The organism is Sphingopyxis sp. (assembly GCF_965279755.1).
Lineage (GTDB): Bacteria > Pseudomonadota > Alphaproteobacteria > Sphingomonadales > Sphingomonadaceae > Sphingopyxis.
Genome location: NZ_OZ257261.1, coordinates 1,626,266 through 1,646,958 on the forward strand (window position 1 = coordinate 1,626,266; position 20,693 = coordinate 1,646,958).

The following is a 20,693-nucleotide window of genomic DNA, read 5'->3' on the forward strand; positions in this document are numbered from 1 at the left end:
CGAGCGGCGAAGCGTCCGGCAAGAGCAAAACAAGGCCGGATGCGACACCGCCGGGTCTGTGGAACGCATCGGAAATCATCCGAGCATTTGGCAACCGAACCCGTCGGTGCGGATTTGGTGTCAGGATGATCTAGCAAGGAGCGTCGTCCCTGAATGGCTTATGGTGATAATGTCGACCCTAAAAACAGGGTAGTGGCGATTGTCTTGGTGGGCTTGTTCACGGCTTTGCTGGGCTACGGCCTGGTCAATGGCCTGAACATCAGCATCGTCAAGAAACTCGCCGAGAAACTGGACGTCGTGGACGTCGAGGAACCGCCGCCGCCGGAGGAGCCCCCGCCGCCGCCGCCGCCGGACAACAAGCTGCCGCCGCCGCCGCCGGTCGTGACGCCGCCTTCGGTGTTCCCGCCGCCGGTGACCACGAACTCCGTGCAGTCGGTTCAAGAAGCGCCTCCGCGTCCGCCGCTGCCGATTCCGCCGATTTCTGCGCCGCCGGCTCCGCCGCCGTCGCCGGATCTCAGCGCTCCGGGTACGCCGCGTGGCAACCCCGGCCGTTGGGCAACCAACGACGACTATCCGGCGCGCGCGATGCGCGAGGAGCGTGAAGGGACGACGGGTTTCCGCGTTACCTATGATGCGTCGGGCAAGATCACGAGCTGCGATATTTCGGCATCGAGCGGCCATGCCGACCTCGACGCGGAAACCTGCAAGCTGATCCAGCGTCGCGGCCGTTTCAATCCGGGTAAAGACCGCGCGGGCAACCCCGTCGGCGGCAGCTATTCGAACCGGATCCGGTGGCAGATTCCGAAGTGATCCAATCGGGGCATCGCCCCGGTACGAACTTTGATATTCAGTCTTTTGAGAGGGAATAACCGAAATGTTTAATCTGATTGCAAACGCCGCCGCCGGCGCGGCGCCCGCCGCCCACGATGTCGGCCTCAGCCTGCTTCCCGCATCGATGTGCGTGAAGAAGGAAGGCGAAAACCCCTACGGCCTGCTGCCCGCGCTCTGCGAAGGCGGTATCGTGTCGCAGGTGACCTTCCTGCTGCTGCTCATCATGTTCATCGGCACGCTCTACATCCTGTTCACCAAGCTCTTCGAACAGAACAAGGTGATGAACCAGGGCAAGGCGGTCGATGCGAACTTCTGGCGCGCCCCGACGCTCGCCGATGGCGTTGCCAAGCTCGAAAAGAACAGCGCCTATCGTCAGGTCGTCGAAGACGGTCTGCGCGCCAACGAAGAGCATAACAAGCTGACCGACCCCGTCGAAGCGCATGACTGGATGCACGGCACGCTTGAGCGTTCGCAGAACCACATCAACTCGAAGCTCAACGGCGGCCTCGCGTTCCTCGCGACCGTGGGTTCGACCGCTCCGTTCGTCGGTCTGTTCGGTACCGTTATCGGTATTCTTCGCGCTCTCGTGAAGATCGGTGCGTCGGGTCAGGCTTCGATCGACACCGTCGCCGGTCCGGTCGGTGAGGCGCTCATCATGACCGCGATCGGTCTGATCGTGGCAGTTCCCGCGGTGCTCGCGTTCAACTGGCTGCAGAGCCGCAACAAGACGATCGCGCGCCGTCTTTCGACCTTCTCGAACGACGTTCTCGGCTCGATCATGTCGGGTGGCCAGGTGAAGCCGGCGGTTTCGGCTGCTCCGGCGAAGGCTGCTCCGGCCGCCGCGCCGAAGAAGGCCTAAAGGTCTGAGGGCCCCGTATATCGTTCTCCGGACGATGCACGGGGCCGCTGGACGGGACGGTGCGCCATTCGGGTGCCCGTCCCGGTCCGTGACGCTAATTTTGTGACAGGATGCTAATCCTATGGCGATGAGTGTAGGCGACAAGGGCGAAGATGCCCCGATGTCGGACATCAACACGACCCCGCTCGTGGACATCATGCTTGTGTTGCTCATCATCTTCCTCATCACGGTCCCCGTGGTGCTGAAGACCGTGAACCTCAAGCTCCCCGACGTGGTCTTCGAGCCGACGACGACAAAGCCTGAAAACGTGCTTCTGTCGGTCCGAGCGCCCGATACCAATGGCGATGGTGTGCCCGATTCGAACAGCACGGCTTGTGAAGTCTATTGGGGCCAGACCCCGGTCGACTCGCGCGAACTGCTTCAGAAGGGTCAGGACAAGCTCGAGCAGCTGATCAAGGATATCGGCGGTCCGCAGAACATCACCGAAGAAAACTTTCCCGAAGTGCACATCCGCGGCGATATTAATACGCCGTACCAGTGCATCGGCGGTGTGATCTATACGATGCAATATGCCGGCTTCCAGAAGATCGGGTTCATTTCCGAACCGGCTGCTGGCTCGGGCACGCTGGGCCGCCTGTAAGGGCGGTTCACCAGGAATGAAGGAATAATCCTATGTCCATGGCCGTTGGTGATCGGGACGAAAATGAACCGATGATGGACATGAACACGACGCCGTTGATCGACGTCATGCTCGTGCTCCTCATCATGTTCATCATCACGCTCCCGGTCCAGACCCACGCGGTAAAGATCGACTTGCCGGTTCCGACCGATGCCAAGACCAATGTCGATCCCGAGAAGAACAAGATCACCATCGACCCCGCGGGGACGATTGCGTGGAACGGTTCGCCGGTCGATCTGGCACAGCTCTCGCAGTATCTGGAACAGACCAAGGCTTTGCCTGTCGAACCTGAACTGCAGGTGCAGCCGGATCCCTATGCCCGCTATATCGTCGTCGATCGCGTGATGGCGGTCGTCAAGCGCAGCGGCGTCGGCAAGCTCGGCTTCGTCGGCAACGAACAATATGCCCGCGTCTTCTGATCGCTGATCGGAACGCAGACAGAGGAAGGGCCGCGAAGCGATTCGCGGCCCTTTTCTTTTGGACATCCTGGCCGCCGCTTTCGACCGATTGCGGAAATTCGCGCGATCACTACAGCGTCAAGCTGACGCTAAAGGGAGTGATGGATGGCCGACATACCTAACGCTGGCGCATTCGCCATTATCCCAAATAATGACTTGCCGGCCGCTGTCACGTTTTGGGAGAGGTTGGGCTTCAGTCGAACGGGCGGCGCCGACGACTACCCGATCATGACCGGATGGGGTTGCGAGGTTCACCTTACGCAGGCGGGCGCTCCGCCTTGGAACGTGCCGGAACACAACCCTTTCGGTATTTTCCTTCGCACCCCCGACGTCGAAGCAATCGCGGCCCTCGTCGAGGATCTGATTATTCAGCCCGGAGGCGTCTTACGGCATCGCGAGTGGGGCCTTTACGAGGTTGGGATCAACGGACCTGACGGACTTCTTGTGCGCATCGGTTGGCCCTCTAAACTTGTGCGCTAGCGTATGGCCGCTTTCCACCCCTAAGTCGACATCGCTTGGAAATGCGGCCAGTTGAAGGCATCATCCGCTGGATCGAAATCGGCGCCCATCGCGTTATGATGCCAAACAACCGGAGAAGAGATTGATGACCATCCCCTCGCTTGCCCGCTATTCCCTGACCGCCGCCGCGGCGCTGGCCCTCGCCGGCTGCGCGGGCATGGGCGGCAAGTCGGTCGAAAAGCTTCCCGCTGCCGATGCATCGGCGCAGCTCGTCGACGCCCGCGGTGCCGACCGCGGACGCGCCGACTTCTACAAGACGACGACCGGCCTGCGCGTCGAACTGGTCGCGCGCGGCTTTGCCGCTGGCACCTATGGCATGCACATCCACACCGTCGGCCGGTGCGATGCGCCTGATTTCACCAGCGCGGGTCCGCACTGGAACCCGACCGGCGCACAGCACGGCCGCGACAATCCGATGGGCGCGCACCATGGCGATCTGCCGAACCTGGTCGTCGATGAAGGCGCGATCGGCCGTGCGACGTTGACGCTCGTCGGGACGCGCCTGACTGGAGACGGCGGCCTGATCGACGCCGATGGCGCGGCGTTCGTCATCCACGCCGGTCCCGACGACATGAAGACCGATCCCAGCGGCAATAGTGGCGGGCGTGTCGCCTGCGGCGTGATCGAGCTTCCCGCCCAATAATCCGCGGGCGAATAATCTCGATAGAGGAGTTTAAGGCGGGCGGGCTCTAGACGGGCTCGCCCGCTGCGCGTTCGGCGATCGTCGCCTCGGCCTTCGGTACCGTGCGATAGGCGTAGATCAGCAGGGCGAGCGCAATCGGGGCGACGCCGATCAGCGACAATATGCCTGTCCGCAAATCGCCGACCGGCTTGCCGTCGACCATAGTGCCGGCCAGATCGGAAATCTGCCCGACCATATAGGGACCGAAAGACAGTCCGACGAGCGTGGTGCCGAGGAAGAAGGCGGCGGTCGCGGTGCCGCGCATGCGCGGCAGCACCAGATCCTGCGTCGTCGCAGCCGCCGCGCCAAGCGCCGTTGCCCCGAACATGCCGGCGAGGAAGTTCATCGCATAGAAGATTATCGAGCTTTCGGTCGTATAGCCGATCCAGATCGGGATGACGGGCGCGACGACGCCGAAAATGATCATCCAGATGCGGCCCGCGGGGTTTGTCGCGCGCAGATGGTCGGCCACGCGTCCGCCGATGATCACGCCCAGAAATCCTGCAACGGCGCCGTTACCGCCAAGGATGAGCGCCAGTTCCTGCTTCGGCAGCCCCAACACGGTTTCGGCATAGGGCGCCGACCAGAAGGCGATGCCATAGGCCGCAAGCGCGACGAGCCCATAGCCGAGCGTCGTGCAGATGAAGGCGGGGGTGCCCCAGATCAGGCGGAAGGTCGCGGGATCGCGCGCGCGCAGCGTGCTCGCCCAGGAGAAGACGGCATAATAACCGAGGCCGACCGCCGACCATTGCGGGAGGTTGCCCGTTAGCCCGATCATCCACCATGCGAAGCCGACGACGGCGGCGGCGAAGCCGACATTGACTGCGAATGCCACAGGCCCGCGCAGCGCGGCGCCGATCAGCGTGAAGGGCGGAACGATCGTCGACAGGTCATAGAAGAATTCGCGGAACGGCGTCGGCGAACTGGCGCTGGCGACGCCGTCCATCGCGCCGCGGACGGGCTCGCGCAGCGTTGCCACCCACAACGCGACGAGCAGGCCGGGGATTCCGACCGCGAGGAAGGCCGCGTGCCAGCCGGAAAGGCCGAGCGGGCCGCCGTCCGGATAGGCTCTGTTCCAAGCCTGAACAATCGACGCGCCGATGAACAGCGAGACGCCGCCGCCCAGATAAAGCCCCGACGAATAGATGGCGAGGGCCGTGGCGCGCTGATGTTTTGGGAAATAGTCGGAGATCAGCGAATAGGCGGTCGGGCTGGCCGTCGCTTCGCCGATGCCCACCCCCATGCGCGCGAAGGTCAGCGTCAGCTGGTTGCGCGCAAAGCCCGATAGCGCGGTCATCGCCGACCACAAAGCAAGGCCGATCGACAGCAGCTTCACCCGGCTCCAATTATCGGCCAGCCGGCCGAGCGGGATGCCGAACAGCGCATAGAAGACCGCGAACGCCGCGCCGCCCAGAAAGCCCATGTCCGAATCGGTGAGGCCAAGGTCGGTCTTTATGTCGACCGCTAGGATGCTGACGATCTGGCGGTCGATAAAGTTCAGGATATAGACGACGACCAGGACGGCCAGCACATACCAGCTATATCCGCTGGCCTTGGTGACCGGCAGCGGCTCGCGCTGATATTCACCTTCGCGAACACCTTCGGTCATCTGGCAACCCTCTCCCATATCTTTTATCGCTTGCATTATGGCTAGCAGAGCGGGGCGGGGGCGCAAGTTGAAAGTCGGTTCAACTTCGGGCAGGAGATGCGCTATATGAGCGAAAATCGACACAATCCCCCTGCCATCCTCTTTCTCTGCCTCGGCAACATCTGCCGGTCGCCGCTTGCAGAGGGGGCTGCGCGTGCGGCGTTCGCTGAGGCCGGCGTTGATGCGCGGCTCGATTCTGCAGGGACCGGCGACTGGCATGTCGGGCGGCCGCCCGACGCCCGTGCCCAAGCCGAGGCACAGCGGCACGGGGTGGATATCTCGGGCCTTTGCGCGGGCGGCAGCTACGCCGCAGCGACTTCCACGACTTCGATCTGATCCTCGCTGCCGACGAGGCCAATATCCGTGACGCGCTCGCGATCCGTCCCGCCGACGCGACGGCGGCGCTGAAGTTGATGTTCGACATCGTGCCCGGTCGCGCAGGGGAAGGGGTGACCGACCCCTATTATGGCGCCGACGAAGGCTTCGCGGCGACGTGGGACGACGTCAGCGCAGTCGCTGCGGCGCTCGTCGCCTCTTTAAGAGGATAACGCGTGACCGGGCGATAGCGCGACCCGCCATGTCCCATCTCGCTTTCATAAAGGGTGACATGGCCGAAGCTGAAGGGCGGGCTCGTGAGGTCGCTGTTCTGCGCCAGAAAGGGCGCGACTGGTCCCGAGCCGCGATTGAGCCGTGCCAGCGTGATATGCGGAATGAAGGCGCGCTTTTCCGGCGACACACCGACGCGGGCGAGCAACTGATCGACCTTGTGATGGAGCGCGCCGAGCGGTTCGGCGGGCTCGACCCCTGCCCAGACCATATGCGGACGTCCATGATGCTCGAACAGGCTGACCCCGGCAATGCGCGCGGTGATCGGCGGCGCATAGAGGCCGCCGAGGGCCGCTGCGATATCCTCGGCGCGATGATGATCGACCTCGCCGATGAAGCGCAGGGTGAGGTGGATCTGGTCATCGTCCTGCCAACGGGCGCCCGAAATGCCATGCATTGCGGCGCGCAGAATTTCGCGCACCGGACGCGGGGGGCGGAGCGCGACGAACAGGCGATGTGTGGACATGCGGGCAGCATAAGCGGTGATGCATCGCACCGCGACCCCCGACTTGCGGCGAAACAATAATATTGCTGGAATATTGCTGATGTCCGGTTTCGCTTGAAACAGGAAGGGAAAGCCCCGATATTATGGGCTACGGCCGGTATGGGCTGGCCGGTGATGGAGTAATGACAATGGCGAATTGGAACGACCCCAATATGGCGGCGTCCGGCTTCCAGGGCAGCGCGAGCGCGATGGATCAGGCCGTCGACGCGGGCCTGCGGTCGTACATGCTGTCCGTTTACAACTATATGGGCTCGGGCGTGCTGCTGACCGGCATCATCGCGATGCTCGCGTTCAATACGGGCTTCACCACGTCGATGGTCGGCACCCCGCTGATGTGGGTCGTGGCGCTCGCGCCGCTGGCGTTCGTGCTGGTGCTTAGCTTCGGCATCAACAAGCTGTCGACGACCGCCGCGCAGATGCTCTTCTGGGCCTATGCCGCGGTGATGGGTCTGTCGATGTCGACGATCTTCCTCGCCTTCACCCAGACCTCGATCGCGCAGACTTTCTTCGCGACGGCGGCGGCCTTCCTTGGTCTCAGCCTCTATGGCTACACGACCAAGAAGGATCTGTCGGGTTTCGGCACCTTCCTGATCATGGGCGTGATCGGCATCATCGTCGCGATGCTGCTCAATGCGTTCGTGTTCCAGTCGGGCGCCTTCGCGATGGCGATCAGCGTTGTCGGCGTACTGCTGTTCGCGGGCCTCACCGCCTATGACACGCAGAAGATCAAAAGCATGTATTTCTATGTCCACGGGACCGACTTTGTCGGCAAGTCGGTGGTGATGGGTGCACTGACGCTCTACCTCGACTTCGTCAACATGTTCACCTTCCTGCTCAATCTGTTGGGCAGCCGCGAATAAGCGGACGGACATAAGGCAAGACACAGAAGCCCGGCGAAGCGATTCGCCGGGCTTTTTTCTTTGGGGTGGGATGATGCTTCGTATCGGAACGGTCATGGCGGCGATGCTTTTGGTGCTGGCCGCTGCTCAAGCAGAACCATCGGCCGCGCCCTGCACGGTCGCGCGACCGGCCGATGGCGATCTCAAGGCCTATGCGGCGACCTTTTTCCCCAAAGCAGGACGGGCCGATCTGACGGCGCTTGCCGCTTGCTTGGGCGATCCCGATCCCGCGGTCCGCGACGGCTTTGCTTATGCACTCTGGTCCGAAGGGCTGCGCGGGAGGCATCTCGGTGCGGATAAGATGCGGCAGGTGCTGGGGCTGCTCACCGCAATGGCACGTGCGCCCGACGATGCAGCGGGTTTTCGCAAGCCTTTCGCCGTGCTGGCGCTTTCAGAGGTCGCGCGCACCGACCGGATCGAGGCTTGGATGAGCGATGCCGAACGGCACGCGCTCGCCGAAACGGGGGCAGCCTATCTGCGCGGGGTGACCGACTATCGCGGTTTCACTGCCGGCGAGGGCTGGCGCCACGGTGTCGCGCACGGTTCGGACCTTGCGCTCCAGCTCGCGCTCAGCCCGCGGCTGACGCGCGCCGATGCCGAACTTCTGCTCAGCGCGATCGCGGCGCAGGTCGCGCCCGCCGCCTCGCCCTATTATCATCATGGCGAGCCCTCGCGCCTTGCGCGGCCGATACTCTTTCTCGCGAAGCGCGCCGATATCGACGATGCGGCCTGGGCGGCCTGGTTCAAGGCGCTCCACCCCGACGCCAGCGCGCGCTGGAAAGACGCTTATGCTGGCGACGCCGGCCTCGCGGCGATCCACAACAGCACCGCCTTTGCGAACGCCATCTATGTCGGCGCGGCCGAAACGCAGGATCCGCAGATCCGTCGCCTGGCCCCGCTCGCCGCCGATTTGCTGAAGGCGCTGCCCTAGGGTCAGGCCCCATTGATTGCACGTTCGAGGCGTCGAAATGGCGAAGATATCGAACTCGTGCGGCCTTGCGGGTAGCATCGCTACCCGCAAGGCCGCACGGGCTTGAGATCGAAGCCATTTCGGCGTCCCTTCGGGATTTGACCGATTTTGCCCGCGCCGGCGTCCGAAAGTCTTGAGATATCGACATATCCCTGCGCCTTTCCTCCTAGCCCCGAGCAAGATCGCTTCAAACCTCGCGCGCGCAATCAATGGGGCCTGACCCTAGCGCGGGCGTGCGCGCCACTCCTCGGCGGTGATTTCCCATAGTTCGGTCGGTAGTGACCCTTCGACATAATCCTTCTGCCCGCGCCAGATCACGCGCATGCCGCTGCCCGTCGAAATGGCCCGCGAGGCTGCATTATCGATAGCTTTCGGAACGCGCAGAACGGGCTGGCCCAATATGTCGAACCAATAATCGGTCGCCGCATCGCTGGCTTCGCGGATCAGACCCTTTCCCCAGTGACGGGGGTCGAGCCAGAACCCCCTGTTTTCTTCTGCCCCGAGCATCAGGCTGATGACGCCAATCAATCGGTCGGGCGTCTCCTTGTTGCGGATCGACCAGTGCCATGCCGCGCCCGCAACCATGGCCGGAAGCGCCACGTCGCGAACATAGGTCAGCGCCCCATCCGCCGGATAGGGCCATGGAACGAGCGCGTTCAGATGCCGGACGATCTTCCATTGCGGGAAGATCGCCTGAATTTCGGCATGATCCGCCAGCTCCAGCGGACGAAGAAGCAGCCGGGTGGTCGAGAGCTCTGCGACCGATGCCGTCACTGCGCCGCCTGCATCTCGGCAATCAGGGCGTTATCGATGTCCTTCGCCCGCTTGTAGCCCGCGCGCTCGCGAAGCCCGGCGGCATAGGCCTCGAACGCCGGACGCGAGGGGATCGTCCCGAACTGCAGCCCCCAGTCGATCTGACTGCCGACATAGACATCGGCGGCAGTGAAACGGTCGCCCGCGACATAGGTCTTGCCCGCGACCGCGCTCTCAAGTGCATCGAGCGCATGCTGGAGCGTTCCGAAGCCCGCCGAGCGTTGCTGGTCGGCGTCGGGCTCGATCCCGAAATGTCTGGCGGTGATCGCCTGTTCGACCGGCCCGGCAGCAAAGAACATCCAGCGATAATAGTCAGCGCGGTCGGCGGTTGCCGGCGCGAGGCCGGCCGACGGAAAGGCATCGGCCAGATAGGCGCAAATCGCAGCGCATTCGGTGACCGCCTTGCCATTGTGGACGATCGCGGGAACCTTCCCCATCGGGTTGATCGCCAGATAGGCGTCATCTTTCATCGACGTGCCATAGCCGAGGATATTTGTCTCATAGGGCGCGCCGACTTCTTCGAGCATCCACCGGACGATCTGTCCGCGCGACATGGGGTTGGTATAGAAAATCAGCTCATCGGCCATCGCGTCTCTCCCTTGATTGCGAGTCGAGTTGGAACATATAAGGAACATGATCGCCCTGCCAGCAGACTTGTTTTGTCATGCCAGCGGGCTAAGGCAAAGCGATGAGCGACGAACGCATCTGGACCGCCGCGGTGCTGGTCATCGGCGACGAAATTCTCTCGGGCCGTACGCAGGACAAGAATGTCGCGCAGATCGCGACCTGGCTCGACGTGCAGGGGATTCGCCTCCGCGAGGTCCGCATTGTCCCCGATGTCGAAGACGAAATCGTCGATGCGCTGAACACGATCCGCGCGCGCTACGACTATGTCTTCACCACCGGCGGGATCGGGCCGACGCACGACGACATCACTGTCGACGCGGTCGCCAAGGCGCTCGGCGTCGGCGTCGTCATCCATCCCGGGGCGCGGGCAATCCTTGAACGCTATTACAGCGGGCGCGGTATCGAACTGACCGAGGCACGGCTGCGCATGGCGCGCGTTCCCGACGGCGCCGACCTGATCCCGAACCGCCAGTCGGGCGCGCCGGGAATCCGCATGGGCAATCTCTTCATCATGGCAGGGGTGCCGCACATCACCGCAGGGATGCTCGATGCGCTGACCGGCGAGCTCGAGGGCGGTGCGCCGCTGATCGCACATACGATTGGCTCCTGGTCGCCCGAGAGCGAAGTCGCCGACCTCCTCCGCCAAGGCGAGAAGGACAACCCCGGCGTCGTGATCGGCAGCTATCCCTTCTTCCGCGACGGCAAGGTCGGCGCGAACTTCGTCGTCCGCTCGACCGACGGCGATGCAGTCGCGGCTTGCGTCGCGATGCTGACCGCCGGGCTCGAGGCGCTCGGCTATGCGGTGACCGACGGCGGCATCTGATCTGCGCCGCGCGTCGCGCGTGGCAGGCGGCGGAGCATCAGGATCGCGAGCAGCCCAAAGATCGCCGCGACGATGAAAGCCGCGCCAGGGAAATGCGCCGGCGCGCCCTTTGCAGTGAAATACGCCATCGTGCCCGTCAGCACTATCGGCGCGGCAAGCTGGCCGAGCCCCATCGCCATCGCCGAAATGCCCTGCACCTCGCCCTGCGTTTCCGGCGTCGCGCGGCGGGACATCATCGCCATCAATGAGGGTTGCACCGGGGCCTGCAGGGCGACCGGGATCAGCAGCAGGAAGGCGCCCCATGTCGTCGTCGTGAAGGCATAGCCGATATAGACAACCACCGCGACGAGGATGCCGAGCGTCGCGGCATCGCGTTCGCCGAAGCGAGCGACCGCGGGGCCGACGACGAAGACCTGCCCCAGCGCGATCATCACGCCGACCGCGGCAAGGCTCGCACCGATCATCCCCGGCGTCCAGCCAAGCTGCGCGATGCAGTAAAAGCTCCACGTCATCGGATAGACCAGGCTCGCGATCTGCCACAGTACCAGCACCGCCGCGATGCCGCCCATGCCTGTCAGCTCGCGCATCGTCTTGAGCGCGCCGAGCGGGTTGGCGCGCCGCCAGTCGAAGGCGCGGCGCCGTTCCTCAGGCAGCGTTTCGGGGAAGATGATCAGGCCATAGAGCATGTTCGCCGCCGCCAGAATCGCTGCCGCCACGAACGGCGCGCGCGGGCTGAGCTCGCCGAGGAAGCCGCCGATCGCCGGTCCGACGACGAAGCCGACGCCGAACGCCGCGCCGACGAAGCCGAAGTTGCGCGCGCGGCTCTCGGGCTTGGTGACGTCGGCGATCGCCGCCTGCGCCGCGGCATAGCTGCCGCCGAAGACCCCCGAAATTGCGCGCGCGACGAACAGCCAGGGAAGGGTATTCACCACCGTCAGCAGAATATAATCGGCAGTCAACCCGGAAAGCGACAGCAGCAGCACCCGCCGGCGCCCGAAACGGTCCGACAGATTGCCGAGCACCGGCGAAGCGAAGAAAGTTGCGATCGCCATGACGAACCCGATCCACGCGCCAACTTCGATGGCGTGCGGCAGGTCGATCTTGCCGACTTCCATGACGAGCTGCGGCAGCACCGGCATGATGATGCCGAAGCCGATCGCGTCGATAAAGATCGTGACGACGATGAAGGGTATGGTACGCGCCGGCGTCACTTGTGATTTTCCCGATTGGTCATTAGCGGCACCGATCCCCCTCTTATGCGTTGCCGATAGATGAAACTCAAAATTTCCGCCTCCCTAAATTACCGGCTTCCCGAACCCGTCGACCTGATGTTGCAGGTCGAGGCCGCCAATGGTCACGGCCAGCAGGTGATCGACAGCTCGCTCGACATGGGCGATTCCGAAAATCTCGTCCGCGTTCCTGCGAGCGACGGGATTTGCGAGCCGATCTGGCTGCGCACCAGCGGCGAATTCCGTGCCGAATATCGCGCGCTCGTCGAAATCGATCGCGTCGAGGAAAATTTCCGCGCGCTGGCGGCAGTGCCGCTTCATCGCTTGCCCGCCGAAGCCGTGCCTTATCTCAACGAATCGCGGTATTGCCCCTCGAACAAGTTCCACGCCTTCGTCGAGCGCCGTTTCGGCGACCATGAGGGTGGCAAGAAGATCGGCCGGATGCGCGACTGGATCGAAAGCCGCTTCACCTATGTTTCGGGATCGAGCAATTCCGAAACCGGCGCGCTCGACAGCTTCGTCGAACGGCGTGGCGTTTGCCGCGACTATGCCCATGTCATGATCGCGCTGGCGCGTGCGGCGCATATCCCGGCGCGGATGGCGAGCGTCTATGCGCTTGGCGTCGATCCGCAGGATTTTCATGCGATCGCCGAAGTCTATCTGGACGGCGACTGGCACATGGTCGACGCGACCGGAATGACCAGCCCGACCGAAACCGCACGCATCTGTGTCGGGCGCGACGCCGCCGACATCGCATTCCTCACCGCTTACCGCGAGATCGAATTCGTCAGCCAGAAGGTGAGGGTGAAGCGATTTGGGGAAGGCTAGGTCCGGCGCGGCAAAGCTACGCCGTCAGTCCTCGCCGCGCGAGGTTGGCCGGACTTTCGCTGATCACGATTTAGCGCGGCTAAATCGCTACGAAAATCTGGAGCGGGTGAAGGGAATCGAACCCTCGTCGTAAGCTTGGGAAGCTTCTGCTCTACCATTGAGCTACACCCGCGCGATTTCCGGCCTTTGCCGTTTCGCGCGGCAGCGGTCAATCCTCCGCGCCTTCGCGGCTCTCACAAAAAGCAGCTTGTGAAGGGGGGCGCGGCGCAATAGCGGCTTTGGAACAAGACCAAGGGGAGAATGCCGGTGTTCGACACGCTCAGCCTCGCCAGCCTGCCGGATGCCGACGAAGCGATCCGGCCGGCGATTCGCGCGCTGGCCGACGAAGCTGCGGCCGCTGCGGGAACCGATCGCCGCGCGCGGTCATGGCAGGGCTATGATCCGGCGTTCAGTCGCCGTCTCGGTGAGGCGGGCTTTCTCGGCCTTACCCTCCCCAAACGTTACGGCGGACACGAGCGCGGGCCATTCGCGCGTTTTGTCGTCGTCGAGGAATTGCTCGCCGTCGGCGCCCCGGTCGCGGCGCACTGGATCGCCGACCGGCAGAGTGCGCCGCTGATTCTCAATTTCGGCAATAAGGCGCAGCGCGAATATTACCTGCCGCGTATCGCGAAGGGTGAGATTTTCTTCTGCATCGGGATGAGCGAGCCGGGTTCGGGCTCGGATCTCGCGAGCGTCCGCACCCGCGCGGAGCGCACCGCGAACGGCTGGCGCGTCAACGGCCAGAAGATATGGACCAGCGGCGCGCCGCACTGCGACTATATGATCGCGCTGCTGCGGACCTCGGGCAGCCCCGAAGACCGCCATGCGGGCCTGTCGCAGCTGATCATCGACCTGAAAGCCCACGGCGTCACGATCCGCCCGATCCGCGATCTGTCTGGCGATGCGCATTTCGCCGAGGTCTTTTTCGACAATGTCGACCTCCCCGAGGACGCTCTGATCGGCAATGAGGGCGAGGGTTGGAAACAGGTCACCGCCGAACTCGCCTTCGAACGCAGCGGGCCCGAGCGCATCTATTCGAGCGTCGTGCTGCTCGATGCATGGGTCCGCCACCTGCAGACGGTCGACCGCGATGACCTGGCGACGCTTGCGCTCGTGGGCGATTTCACCGCGCGTCTCGGTGTTCTGCGCGCGATGTCGATCGCCTGCACCGCGCGGCTCGCGGCGGGCGAAAGCCCGGTGACCGAGGCGTCGCTGGTCAAGGATCTCGGCACCGCTTTCGAGCAACAATTGCCGGTGGCGATCGGCGCCGATCTCGCGGCGCATCCCGACGAGCCGGTCGATGCGGAACTCTATCGGACATTGCTTTACGTCACCCATGTGGCGCCGAGCTTCTCGTTGCGTGGCGGGACGCGCGAAATACTGCGCGGGATCATCGCGCGCGGCATGGGGCTACGCTGAGCGGGAGTGGGCTGATGAGCGAATTTCTCGAACCCTTCGAACGGATGCTCGAGGCCCTGTCGCCGCCCGCGGCGGTGCGTGCGATCGAGGCGGGGGAGGGCGCCGAAGGGCTGTGGAGCGGCATCGCCGAATCGGGCTTTCTCGACGCGCTGGTTCCCGAGGAGCGCGGCGGCGCAGGCCTGTCGCTCGCGGAGGTCGGCTCGTTGTGGCAGGCGCTCGGCGGCCATGCGGTGCCGCTGCCGGTCGGCGAGACGATGATCGCGCGCGCCTTGCTGGCCGACGCGCCTGACGGGCCGATTGCGCTGGCGGTCGCAAGCACGGGCGGAGAAGTGATCGTTCCTTTTGGGCGTGTGGCGGATCATGTGCTGATCGAAGCAGGGGGGCAGCTCTATCTGGTCGCGGCCGCCGGCAAATCTACGGATGTGTTCGGAAGCACGGCGCTGCGCACGAACCCCGTTCTCGATAAACCCGTTGGCCCTACGCCCGAAGGAGGCCTGCGCGCCATTGCAGCGATCCTCCGTGCCGCTCTCATCGCGGGCGCTGCCGATCGCCTCACCATAATGACCGCCACCTATGCCAATGAGCGCGTCCAGTTCGGCAAGCCGATCGGCAAGCAGCAGGCGCTGCAGCAACAGATGGCTATTATGGCCGAGGATATGGTCGCGTGCCGCATAGCAGCGCAGCTCGGCTGCGCGGGCGGCCTGCCGCCGAGCCTCGCTGCCGCGGCGACCGCCAAGTCGATCACGAGCACCGCCGCCGCACGCCTCGCTGCGACCGCGCACGCCGTCCATGGCGCGATCGGGATCAGCGAGGAATATGACCTCCAACTCTATACGCGTCGCCTCCACGAGTGGCGTCTCGCCGATGGCTCGGAAACCTATTGGAACCGCCTGCTCGGTGCCGCGCGTCTCGCCGACGATCGCGGCTCGGTCGATTATGTTCGCGAGGCCTTCGCCTAGCGCGCCGATTCGAGGATCGTCTCCATCGCGACGAAGGTCGAGGTGCTGGCGACATGCGGCAAGCTCGAAATCTTTTCGCCGAGCACAATGCGGTAACGGCGGATGTCGGGGGTGCGGACCTTCAGCAGATAGTCGAAGCTGCTCGCGATCATATGGCATTCCTCGACCTCGGGAATCTGTCGCACCGCATGATTGAACTGGCGCAGCGCCTCTTCGCGCGTATCGGACAATTTGACCTCGGTAAAGGCGACATGGTCGAGGCCGACCTTGGCCGGATCGACGATCGCGCGAAAGCCGGTGATCAGCCCGCTATCGACGAGGCGTCTGACGCGCTGCTGGCACGGCGTCTTCGACAGGCCCACCTGCTGCGCCAGGTCGGTGTAAGTAATCCGGCCGTCACGACCCAGGATCGAGATGATCTTGCGATCAAAATCGTCCAGTTCGACCATCGAATGGTGATTTTTCATATATTCAGACTAAGCATGGCGTAAAATTCAGTCAAAACATATATTCAATGGCCCGATTGAAGTCGGATCGTCTTTTTTTGATATGCTATGAAAGGCCCATGAGCCAACCCAACGACCGCGCCGCGCTTCGCGCCCTCGCCCGCCGTTCCGAAACCGATATCGTCGCCGACCTGCGCGCCGAGCTCGCGCGCTCGCCCGCGACCGTCGCGGCGACAACGGCCCGCGGCCTTGCGCTGATCCGCAAGGCGAAGGCCGAGGGCGACCGCGAGACGCTCGTCGCGCAGCTGATGAACCGCTACCGCCTCTCGACCGAGGAAGGCGTCGTGCTGATGTGTCTCGCCGAGGCACTGCTGCGCGTTCCCGACAGCGCGACCGCCAATGCGCTGATCCGCGACAAGATCGCGGGGCGCCACTGGAAGGATGGCGAGGATGAGGACAGTCCGCTGATCGTCGCGCTCTCGGCACGCGGGCTTTCGCTCGGCTCGGCGACCCTGATGCTCGATGCGATGGGCAGCAAGGCGAACCCACTGTCGCTGCTGAAATCGATGATCCGCCGCTCGGGCGAGCCGGTGATCCGCCAGGCGGCGCTCGCCGCGATGAAGCTACTCGGCCAGCAATTCGTGATGGGCGAGACGATCGACGCCGCGGTAAAGCGCGCCGACAAGGAAAAGAGCGAACTCGCGAGTTTCGACATGCTCGGTGAGGCTGCGCGAACCGCAGAGGATGCGCGGCGCTATTATGACAGTTATGCCCATGCCATCGCGCGCATCGGCAAGAACGCTGGGGCCGGCGACCCGCACGCTAACCACGGCATTTCGATCAAGCTGTCGGCGCTCCATCCGCGCTACGAATATTTGCAGGCCGACCGTGTCCGTGACGAACTGATCCCGAGCGTCATCACGCTCGCCCGCGCGGCGCGCGACGTGAATATCCCGCTGATGATCGATGCCGAGGAAAGCGACCGGCTCGAACCGCATATGGATGTGTTCGCGGCGCTGATCGACGCCGGCATTGCCGATGGCTGGACCGGGCTCGGCATCGTGATTCAGGCCTATCAGAAACGCGCGCCTGAGGCGATCCGCTGGGTTGCGGCGCAGGCGCGCGCACGCGGCGTCAAACTGTCGATGCGCCTCGTTAAGGGCGCCTATTGGGATACCGAGATCAAGCGCGCGCAGACGATGGGGCTCGCCGATTTCCCGGTCTTCACCGCGAAGAACCACACCGACCTCAACTACATGCAATGCGCCGGGATTCTCCGCGATGCGCAGGATTGCATCTTCCCGGCCTTCGCCAGCCACAATGCGATGACGCTGGCCTTCGTGACCGAGCTGTTCGCCGACGCCGATTACGAATTGCAGCGGCTGCACGGTATGGGCGAGGGCGCGCACGATGCGATCATGGCGCTCTATCCGCCGCCACGGCCGGTGCGCGTTTATGCGCCGGTCGGCACGCACCGCGACCTGCTCGCCTATCTCGTCCGCCGCCTGCTCGAAAATGGTGCGAACTCCAGCTTCGTGCATCAGTTCTCGGACCCCGACGTCACCCCCGAACAGCTCGCGGTCGATCCGCGCAGCGTCGCAAGCACCCAGCGATCGATAGCGACTGGCATCGAGTTGTTCGATCCGGTGCGCCGCAATTCGCGCGGCTACGACCTCGGCGAACCGGGTGTTCCCGAGATGCTGAACGCTGCCATCGCCAAGGCGCGGCAGAGCAATCATGTCGCGGCGCCCATCGTTGGCGGGGTGACGCAGAGCGGCACCGCCGAGCCGGTGCGCAATCCTGCGACCGGCGCCGTCGTCGGTCAGGTGATCGAGGCCGACCGCGCCGTGGTCGATGCAGCGGTCGCCGCAGCGCGCAAGGCGCAAGGCAACTGGAGCCTCGCCGGCGGGGCCTTTCGCGCCGAGCGTCTCGAACGCGCCGCCGACCTGCTCGAGGAGCGCGACGCGCTGTTCCTCGGTCTCGCGATCGACGAAGCCGGCAAGACGCTCGTCGACGCGGTTGCCGAGGTGCGCGAGGCGGTAGATTTTCTGCGCTATTATGCGGCGCAAGCGCGCGCCGACTTCACCTATCCCCTCGCGCTCCCCGGCCCGACGGGCGAACGCAATGAGTTGATCCTCGAAGGCAAGGGCGTCTTCGTCGCGATCAGCCCGTGGAACTTCCCGCTCGCCATCTTCTTGGGGCAGGTCTCGGCCGCCCTGGCTGCCGGGAACTGCGTCCTCGCCAAGCCCGCCGAACAGACTCCGCTGATCGCCCATGCCGCGGTCGAGCTGCTGCTCGAAGCGGGCGTCCCGGGTGACGTCCTTGCGTTTCTCCCCGGCCGCGGCGAGACCGTCGGCGCGGCGCTGACGAGCCATGACGACACCATCGGCGTCGCCTTCACCGGCTCGACCGAGGTCGCGCGGATGATCAACCGCAGCCTCGCCGGGCGCGACGGTCCGATCGCGACACTGATCGCCGAAACCGGTGGTGCGAACGCTATGATCGTCGATTCGACCGCGCTCCCCGAACAGGTCGCGCGCGATGCGGTGGCCTCCGCCTTCCAGTCGGCGGGTCAGCGCTGCTCGGCGCTCCGCCTGCTCTGCGTGCAGGAAGATGTCGCCGATACGATGATCGAGATGGTCGCAGGCGCGATGGCCGAGCTCAACGTCGGCGATCCGGCGCTGCTATCGACCGATGTCGGTCCGATCATCGATTACGAGGCGCAGGCCAGTATCGCTGCCTATGTTGCCGAAGCGCGCGCCGCGGGTCGCGTCATCGCCGAAGCCGGGCGAACGACCCTGCCTGCGGACGGTCATTTCGTCGCCCCGGCGCTGATCCGTCTCGACCATGTCACCGATTTGAAGCGCGAGATTTTCGGTCCCGTACTTCACGTCGCGACGTGGAAGGGCGGTGAACTCGACCAGCTTATCGATGCGATCAACGCATCGGGCTATGGCCTGACGCTCGGTGTGCATACGCGGATCGACGGTGTCGCGGCGCATATCGCGGCGCGGGCCGAGGTCGGAAACGTTTATGTGAACCGCAATCAGATCGGCGCGATCGTCGGCTCGCAGCCCTTCGGCGGCCGCGGCCTGTCGGGTACCGGCCCGAAAGCCGGCGGCCCGCATTATCTGCACCGCTTCGCCGAGGAAAAATCGATCTCGACCGACATCACCGCGGCGGGCGGCAACGCGGCGCTGATGGCGGGCTAAGGCGCCGGCCTGATCTGCATGGCCAGGTCGTGCGCGCGCCGCAGCTGGTGGATGAAGCCACCCGGCGTGCCGTCGATATTATAGGCGTTGACCGTCATCACCTTGCCGCCGACCGTGGTCATGCAGACGCCGCCCAGCATGACTTGTTTCCGGGCCGCGACTTCGACGTTCAGCTTGCCGCCGATATAGGCGCAATCATCGTCGACCCCCTGCGGGCCGAGCGTGCCGGTGATCGCGATATCCGATCCCATCGCGTCGGTCATATTCTGCGATACGGTACCGAACAGCTTGTCGTTCTCGCCGTCCTGCCACTTGGCCTTGCCCATCTCGGGCTCCACCAGCTTCAGAAATTCCGGCCGGCTCATCTCGGCTTCGAGCAGCTCCCGCGGGGCTTTAAGGAGTAGATAGTCGGCGCCGACGCCCTCCGGGTGATTGCGCCGGTCGCAGCGGATCAGTGCGAGCGGCGTGATATTATATTTGTCTCCCGAAGCGGTTGCGTCGAGGAGCGTCTTGTCGTTCCCGTCAGGCAGGCAATAGCCCTCTGGAATCGGCATGAGGAAGCGCTTTCCTCCGACCGAGAATGTCGCCTGCTCGGCCGCCTGCGCACCCTGCGCCGCGAAAAGCGTCGCAGCGGCGACGCCCAGTATCGATAATTTCACGCTCATTTCCCACTTCAAGCCCCCGGTACGCCGAGCATCTGCGCCTGCGCCTTCAATCGTCCCGCCGCCGACGGATTGGCCGCGATGCCGTCCTTCAGCGCCTGCGCGGCCTTTGCGGTTTCACCGAGCGTCATCCGGCTGCGCATCAGCATGATCCAGCGGTCTACATTCGACGGGTCGGCCTTCAGCTTGGCCTCGAGGCCGCTCACCATACCCTCGATCATCTGATCCTGCTGGCCTTTGGGAAGCTGCGATGCCGCCTCCATGTCGGCGCGGCTCGGGCCCGGTATCGCGCGCGCGGCGACCGGCATTTCCTCGGGCTTCAGCGGCCGCGCCTGCGTGTTCATCAGCCGCGTTCCGACGTCGATTTTGTGGATCGCGGCGACCTGTTCGATCGTGCGGCGGAGGTCTGCTTCCCACGGCGCGCCCTGCGGCGTTTCGGCGAGCAGCGCGAACCAGTCCTCGATCGCACCCTTATGGTCGCCGCCGATGTCCTTCTTAACTGCCAGAAAATAGCGCGCGCGCGGATCCTTGGCGTCAAGCGCGATCGCCTTGTTAAAGGCTTCGAGCGCCGGCGCCGGCATCGGATCGCGCGCGCTCGCCATCACCCGCGCTTCGCCGAGCGCCGACCAGAGGCCTGCCGATTCGGGCGAAAGCGCGACGGCTTTCTCATAAGCCGCTGCTGCGCCGGGATAATCGCTCAGGTCGAATCGCCCCGCGCCGAGCGCGGTCCATGCCTCGGCACTGTTCGGTTCGCGCTGTGTCCGCGCCTCCAGCGCCGCGAGTTGATCGTCGGGCCGGAACGGCGCGCCGGCGGGTGTTGTCGGCGTCGAAACCGCGGAATCGCGCCAGATTGCATAGCTGATGGCGGCGACCAGCAGAACGAAGGCAGCGATCAATATTGCGCGGTTGGTGGCGGTCATGCCCCCGGCCATCTTCTTGCTCTCGTTCATCTTTGTCCCCGCCTTTGTCTGTTGTGCGGC

21 protein-coding genes, 1 tRNA gene and 1 pseudogene are annotated in these 20,693 nt (G+C 64.3%); 14 read left to right on the top strand and 9 right to left on the bottom strand.

Annotated features, from left to right (window positions below; translation table 11 throughout):
• Positions 1–153: 153 nt before the first annotated feature.
• The 6 genes from ACQY80_RS08030 to ACQY80_RS08055 all read left to right on the top strand — a co-directional run bounded on the left by ACQY80_RS08030 (position 154) and on the right by ACQY80_RS08055 (position 3,989).
• Positions 154–810 (top strand): energy transducer TonB, encoded by a 657-nt coding sequence (locus tag ACQY80_RS08030; RefSeq protein WP_428685349.1) that lies wholly within the window; start codon positions 154–156, stop codon positions 808–810.
• Positions 811–874: 64 nt separating this feature from the next.
• Positions 875–1,690, top strand: a complete 816-nt coding sequence (locus ACQY80_RS08035; RefSeq protein ID WP_428685351.1) for a MotA/TolQ/ExbB proton channel family protein — start codon at positions 875–877, stop codon at positions 1,688–1,690.
• A gap of 121 nt (positions 1,691–1,811) precedes the next feature.
• Complete coding sequence (locus ACQY80_RS08040) at positions 1,812–2,330, top strand: ExbD/TolR family protein (protein ID WP_428685353.1); 519 nt, start codon at positions 1,812–1,814, stop codon at positions 2,328–2,330.
• A 32-nt stretch (positions 2,331–2,362) separates the two neighbouring features.
• Entirely contained in the window at positions 2,363–2,788 is a 426-nt protein-coding gene (locus tag ACQY80_RS08045; RefSeq protein WP_428685355.1) for an ExbD/TolR family protein, read from the top strand.
• 144 nt (positions 2,789–2,932) lie between these two features.
• Positions 2,933–3,307, top strand: coding sequence for a VOC family protein (locus ACQY80_RS08050; RefSeq protein ID WP_428685357.1), 375 nt, complete (start codon positions 2,933–2,935; stop codon positions 3,305–3,307).
• A gap of 124 nt (positions 3,308–3,431) precedes the next feature.
• Entirely contained in the window at positions 3,432–3,989 is a 558-nt protein-coding gene (locus ACQY80_RS08055) for a superoxide dismutase family protein (RefSeq protein WP_428685359.1), read from the top strand.
• Between the two features lie 46 nt (positions 3,990–4,035).
• Here the strand turns inward: ACQY80_RS08055 and ACQY80_RS08060 are convergent, their stop codons facing one another.
• Complete coding sequence (locus ACQY80_RS08060; protein WP_428685361.1) at positions 4,036–5,637, bottom strand: spinster family MFS transporter; 1,602 nt, start codon at positions 5,635–5,637, stop codon at positions 4,036–4,038.
• Between the two features lie 105 nt (positions 5,638–5,742).
• On the opposite strand from ACQY80_RS08060, the pseudogene ACQY80_RS08065 reads away from it, so the two are divergent.
• A pseudogene (locus ACQY80_RS08065) lies at positions 5,743–6,224 on the top strand (low molecular weight protein-tyrosine-phosphatase).
• On the opposite strand, the gene thpR reads toward ACQY80_RS08065, so the two are convergent.
• Positions 6,140–6,748, bottom strand: coding sequence for an RNA 2',3'-cyclic phosphodiesterase (thpR, locus tag ACQY80_RS08070; protein WP_428685363.1), 609 nt, complete (start codon positions 6,746–6,748; stop codon positions 6,140–6,142). The pseudogene ACQY80_RS08065 and the gene thpR overlap by 85 nt on opposite strands.
• Before the next feature lie 167 nt (positions 6,749–6,915).
• Between thpR and ACQY80_RS08075 the strand changes: the two genes are divergently transcribed.
• Both ACQY80_RS08075 and ACQY80_RS08080 read left to right on the top strand, forming a co-directional pair.
• The gene (locus ACQY80_RS08075) at positions 6,916–7,647 is read left to right on the top strand and encodes a Bax inhibitor-1/YccA family protein (RefSeq protein ID WP_428685365.1); all 732 of its coding nucleotides are present in this window, start codon (positions 6,916–6,918) and stop codon (positions 7,645–7,647) included.
• Positions 7,648–7,717: 70 nt separating this feature from the next.
• Positions 7,718–8,617 (top strand): DUF2785 domain-containing protein, encoded by a 900-nt coding sequence (locus tag ACQY80_RS08080; RefSeq protein ID WP_428685367.1) that lies wholly within the window; start codon positions 7,718–7,720, stop codon positions 8,615–8,617.
• A gap of 261 nt (positions 8,618–8,878) precedes the next feature.
• Here the strand turns inward: ACQY80_RS08080 and ACQY80_RS08085 are convergent, their stop codons facing one another.
• Entirely contained in the window at positions 8,879–9,430 is a 552-nt protein-coding gene (locus ACQY80_RS08085) for a GNAT family N-acetyltransferase (protein ID WP_428685369.1), read from the bottom strand.
• Positions 9,427–10,056 (bottom strand): glutathione S-transferase family protein, encoded by a 630-nt coding sequence (locus ACQY80_RS08090; RefSeq protein ID WP_428685371.1) that lies wholly within the window; start codon positions 10,054–10,056, stop codon positions 9,427–9,429. Before ACQY80_RS08090 ends, ACQY80_RS08085 begins: the two co-directional genes overlap by 4 nt.
• A gap of 101 nt (positions 10,057–10,157) precedes the next feature.
• Between ACQY80_RS08090 and ACQY80_RS08095 the strand changes: the two genes are divergently transcribed.
• A complete protein-coding gene (locus ACQY80_RS08095; protein ID WP_428685373.1) occupies positions 10,158–10,919 on the top strand; it encodes a competence/damage-inducible protein A in 762 nt (253 codons plus the stop codon).
• On the opposite strand, the gene ACQY80_RS08100 is transcribed toward ACQY80_RS08095, so the two are convergent.
• Positions 10,892–12,130, bottom strand: a complete 1,239-nt coding sequence (locus ACQY80_RS08100; protein ID WP_428685375.1) for a TCR/Tet family MFS transporter — start codon at positions 12,128–12,130, stop codon at positions 10,892–10,894. The two genes, ACQY80_RS08095 and ACQY80_RS08100, sit on opposite strands and share 28 nt — an antisense overlap.
• A gap of 60 nt (positions 12,131–12,190) precedes the next feature.
• Here ACQY80_RS08100 and ACQY80_RS08105 point away from each other — a divergent pair, with 60 nt between their 5' ends.
• Positions 12,191–12,976 carry a transglutaminase-like domain-containing protein gene (locus tag ACQY80_RS08105; protein WP_428685377.1) on the top strand — a complete coding sequence of 262 codons (786 nt, stop codon included), beginning with the start codon at positions 12,191–12,193 and terminating at the stop codon, positions 12,974–12,976.
• A 98-nt stretch (positions 12,977–13,074) separates the two neighbouring features.
• Here ACQY80_RS08105 and ACQY80_RS08110 read toward each other — a convergent pair.
• Positions 13,075–13,148 (bottom strand) — tRNA-Gly (locus tag ACQY80_RS08110).
• A 128-nt stretch (positions 13,149–13,276) separates the two neighbouring features.
• On the opposite strand from ACQY80_RS08110, the gene ACQY80_RS08115 reads away from it, so the two are divergent.
• Positions 13,277–14,434: an acyl-CoA dehydrogenase family protein gene (locus ACQY80_RS08115; RefSeq protein WP_428685379.1), complete on the top strand. Its 1,158-nt coding sequence runs from the start codon at positions 13,277–13,279 to the stop codon at positions 14,432–14,434.
• 14 nt (positions 14,435–14,448) lie between these two features.
• Complete coding sequence (locus ACQY80_RS08120; protein ID WP_428685381.1) at positions 14,449–15,393, top strand: acyl-CoA dehydrogenase family protein; 945 nt, start codon at positions 14,449–14,451, stop codon at positions 15,391–15,393.
• On the opposite strand, the gene ACQY80_RS08125 is transcribed toward ACQY80_RS08120, so the two are convergent.
• Positions 15,390–15,860, bottom strand: a complete 471-nt coding sequence (locus tag ACQY80_RS08125) for an Lrp/AsnC family transcriptional regulator (protein ID WP_428685383.1) — start codon at positions 15,858–15,860, stop codon at positions 15,390–15,392. The genes ACQY80_RS08120 and ACQY80_RS08125 overlap by 4 nt on opposite strands.
• Positions 15,861–15,958: 98 nt before the next feature.
• Here ACQY80_RS08125 and putA point away from each other — a divergent pair, with 98 nt between their 5' ends.
• Complete coding sequence (gene putA, locus ACQY80_RS08130) at positions 15,959–19,051, top strand: bifunctional proline dehydrogenase/L-glutamate gamma-semialdehyde dehydrogenase PutA (RefSeq protein ID WP_428685385.1); 3,093 nt, start codon at positions 15,959–15,961, stop codon at positions 19,049–19,051.
• Here putA and ACQY80_RS08135 read toward each other — a convergent pair.
• Positions 19,048–19,710: a hypothetical protein gene (locus tag ACQY80_RS08135; protein ID WP_428685387.1), complete on the bottom strand. Its 663-nt coding sequence runs from the start codon at positions 19,708–19,710 to the stop codon at positions 19,048–19,050. The two genes, putA and ACQY80_RS08135, sit on opposite strands and share 4 nt — an antisense overlap.
• 14 nt (positions 19,711–19,724) lie before the next feature.
• Entirely contained in the window at positions 19,725–20,663 is a 939-nt protein-coding gene (locus tag ACQY80_RS08140; protein ID WP_428685389.1) for a tetratricopeptide repeat protein, read from the bottom strand.
• Between the last annotated feature and the right edge of the window lie 30 nt (positions 20,664–20,693).

Excerpts from the sequence above, each read along its gene's own strand:
- ACQY80_RS08035 (WP_428685351.1), top strand. The coding sequence starts at position 875 with ATGTTTAATCTGATTGCAAACGCCGCCGCCGGCGCGGCGCCCGCCGCC.
- ACQY80_RS08080 (WP_428685367.1), top strand. The coding sequence starts at position 7,718 with ATGATGCTTCGTATCGGAACGGTCATGGCGGCGATGCTTTTGGTGCTG.
- ACQY80_RS08060 (WP_428685361.1), bottom strand. The coding sequence starts at position 5,637 with ATGACCGAAGGTGTTCGCGAAGGTGAATATCAGCGCGAGCCGCTGCCG.
- ACQY80_RS08095 (WP_428685373.1), top strand. The coding sequence starts at position 10,158 with ATGAGCGACGAACGCATCTGGACCGCCGCGGTGCTGGTCATCGGCGAC.
- ACQY80_RS08030 (WP_428685349.1), top strand. The coding sequence starts at position 154 with ATGGCTTATGGTGATAATGTCGACCCTAAAAACAGGGTAGTGGCGATT.
- ACQY80_RS08050 (WP_428685357.1), top strand. The coding sequence starts at position 2,933 with ATGGCCGACATACCTAACGCTGGCGCATTCGCCATTATCCCAAATAAT.
- ACQY80_RS08120 (WP_428685381.1), top strand. The coding sequence starts at position 14,449 with ATGAGCGAATTTCTCGAACCCTTCGAACGGATGCTCGAGGCCCTGTCG.
- ACQY80_RS08075 (WP_428685365.1), top strand. The coding sequence starts at position 6,916 with ATGGCGAATTGGAACGACCCCAATATGGCGGCGTCCGGCTTCCAGGGC.
- ACQY80_RS08055 (WP_428685359.1), top strand. The coding sequence starts at position 3,432 with ATGACCATCCCCTCGCTTGCCCGCTATTCCCTGACCGCCGCCGCGGCG.
- ACQY80_RS08115 (WP_428685379.1), top strand. The coding sequence starts at position 13,277 with ATGCCGGTGTTCGACACGCTCAGCCTCGCCAGCCTGCCGGATGCCGAC.
- ACQY80_RS08045 (WP_428685355.1), top strand. The coding sequence starts at position 2,363 with ATGTCCATGGCCGTTGGTGATCGGGACGAAAATGAACCGATGATGGAC.
- thpR (WP_428685363.1), bottom strand. The coding sequence starts at position 6,748 with ATGTCCACACATCGCCTGTTCGTCGCGCTCCGCCCCCCGCGTCCGGTG.
- putA (WP_428685385.1), top strand. The coding sequence starts at position 15,959 with ATGAGCCAACCCAACGACCGCGCCGCGCTTCGCGCCCTCGCCCGCCGT.
- ACQY80_RS08125 (WP_428685383.1), bottom strand. The coding sequence starts at position 15,860 with ATGAAAAATCACCATTCGATGGTCGAACTGGACGATTTTGATCGCAAG.
- ACQY80_RS08040 (WP_428685353.1), top strand. The coding sequence starts at position 1,812 with ATGGCGATGAGTGTAGGCGACAAGGGCGAAGATGCCCCGATGTCGGAC.
- ACQY80_RS08140 (WP_428685389.1), bottom strand. The coding sequence starts at position 20,663 with ATGAACGAGAGCAAGAAGATGGCCGGGGGCATGACCGCCACCAACCGC.
- ACQY80_RS08090 (WP_428685371.1), bottom strand. The coding sequence starts at position 10,056 with ATGGCCGATGAGCTGATTTTCTATACCAACCCCATGTCGCGCGGACAG.
- ACQY80_RS08105 (WP_428685377.1), top strand. The coding sequence starts at position 12,191 with ATGAAACTCAAAATTTCCGCCTCCCTAAATTACCGGCTTCCCGAACCC.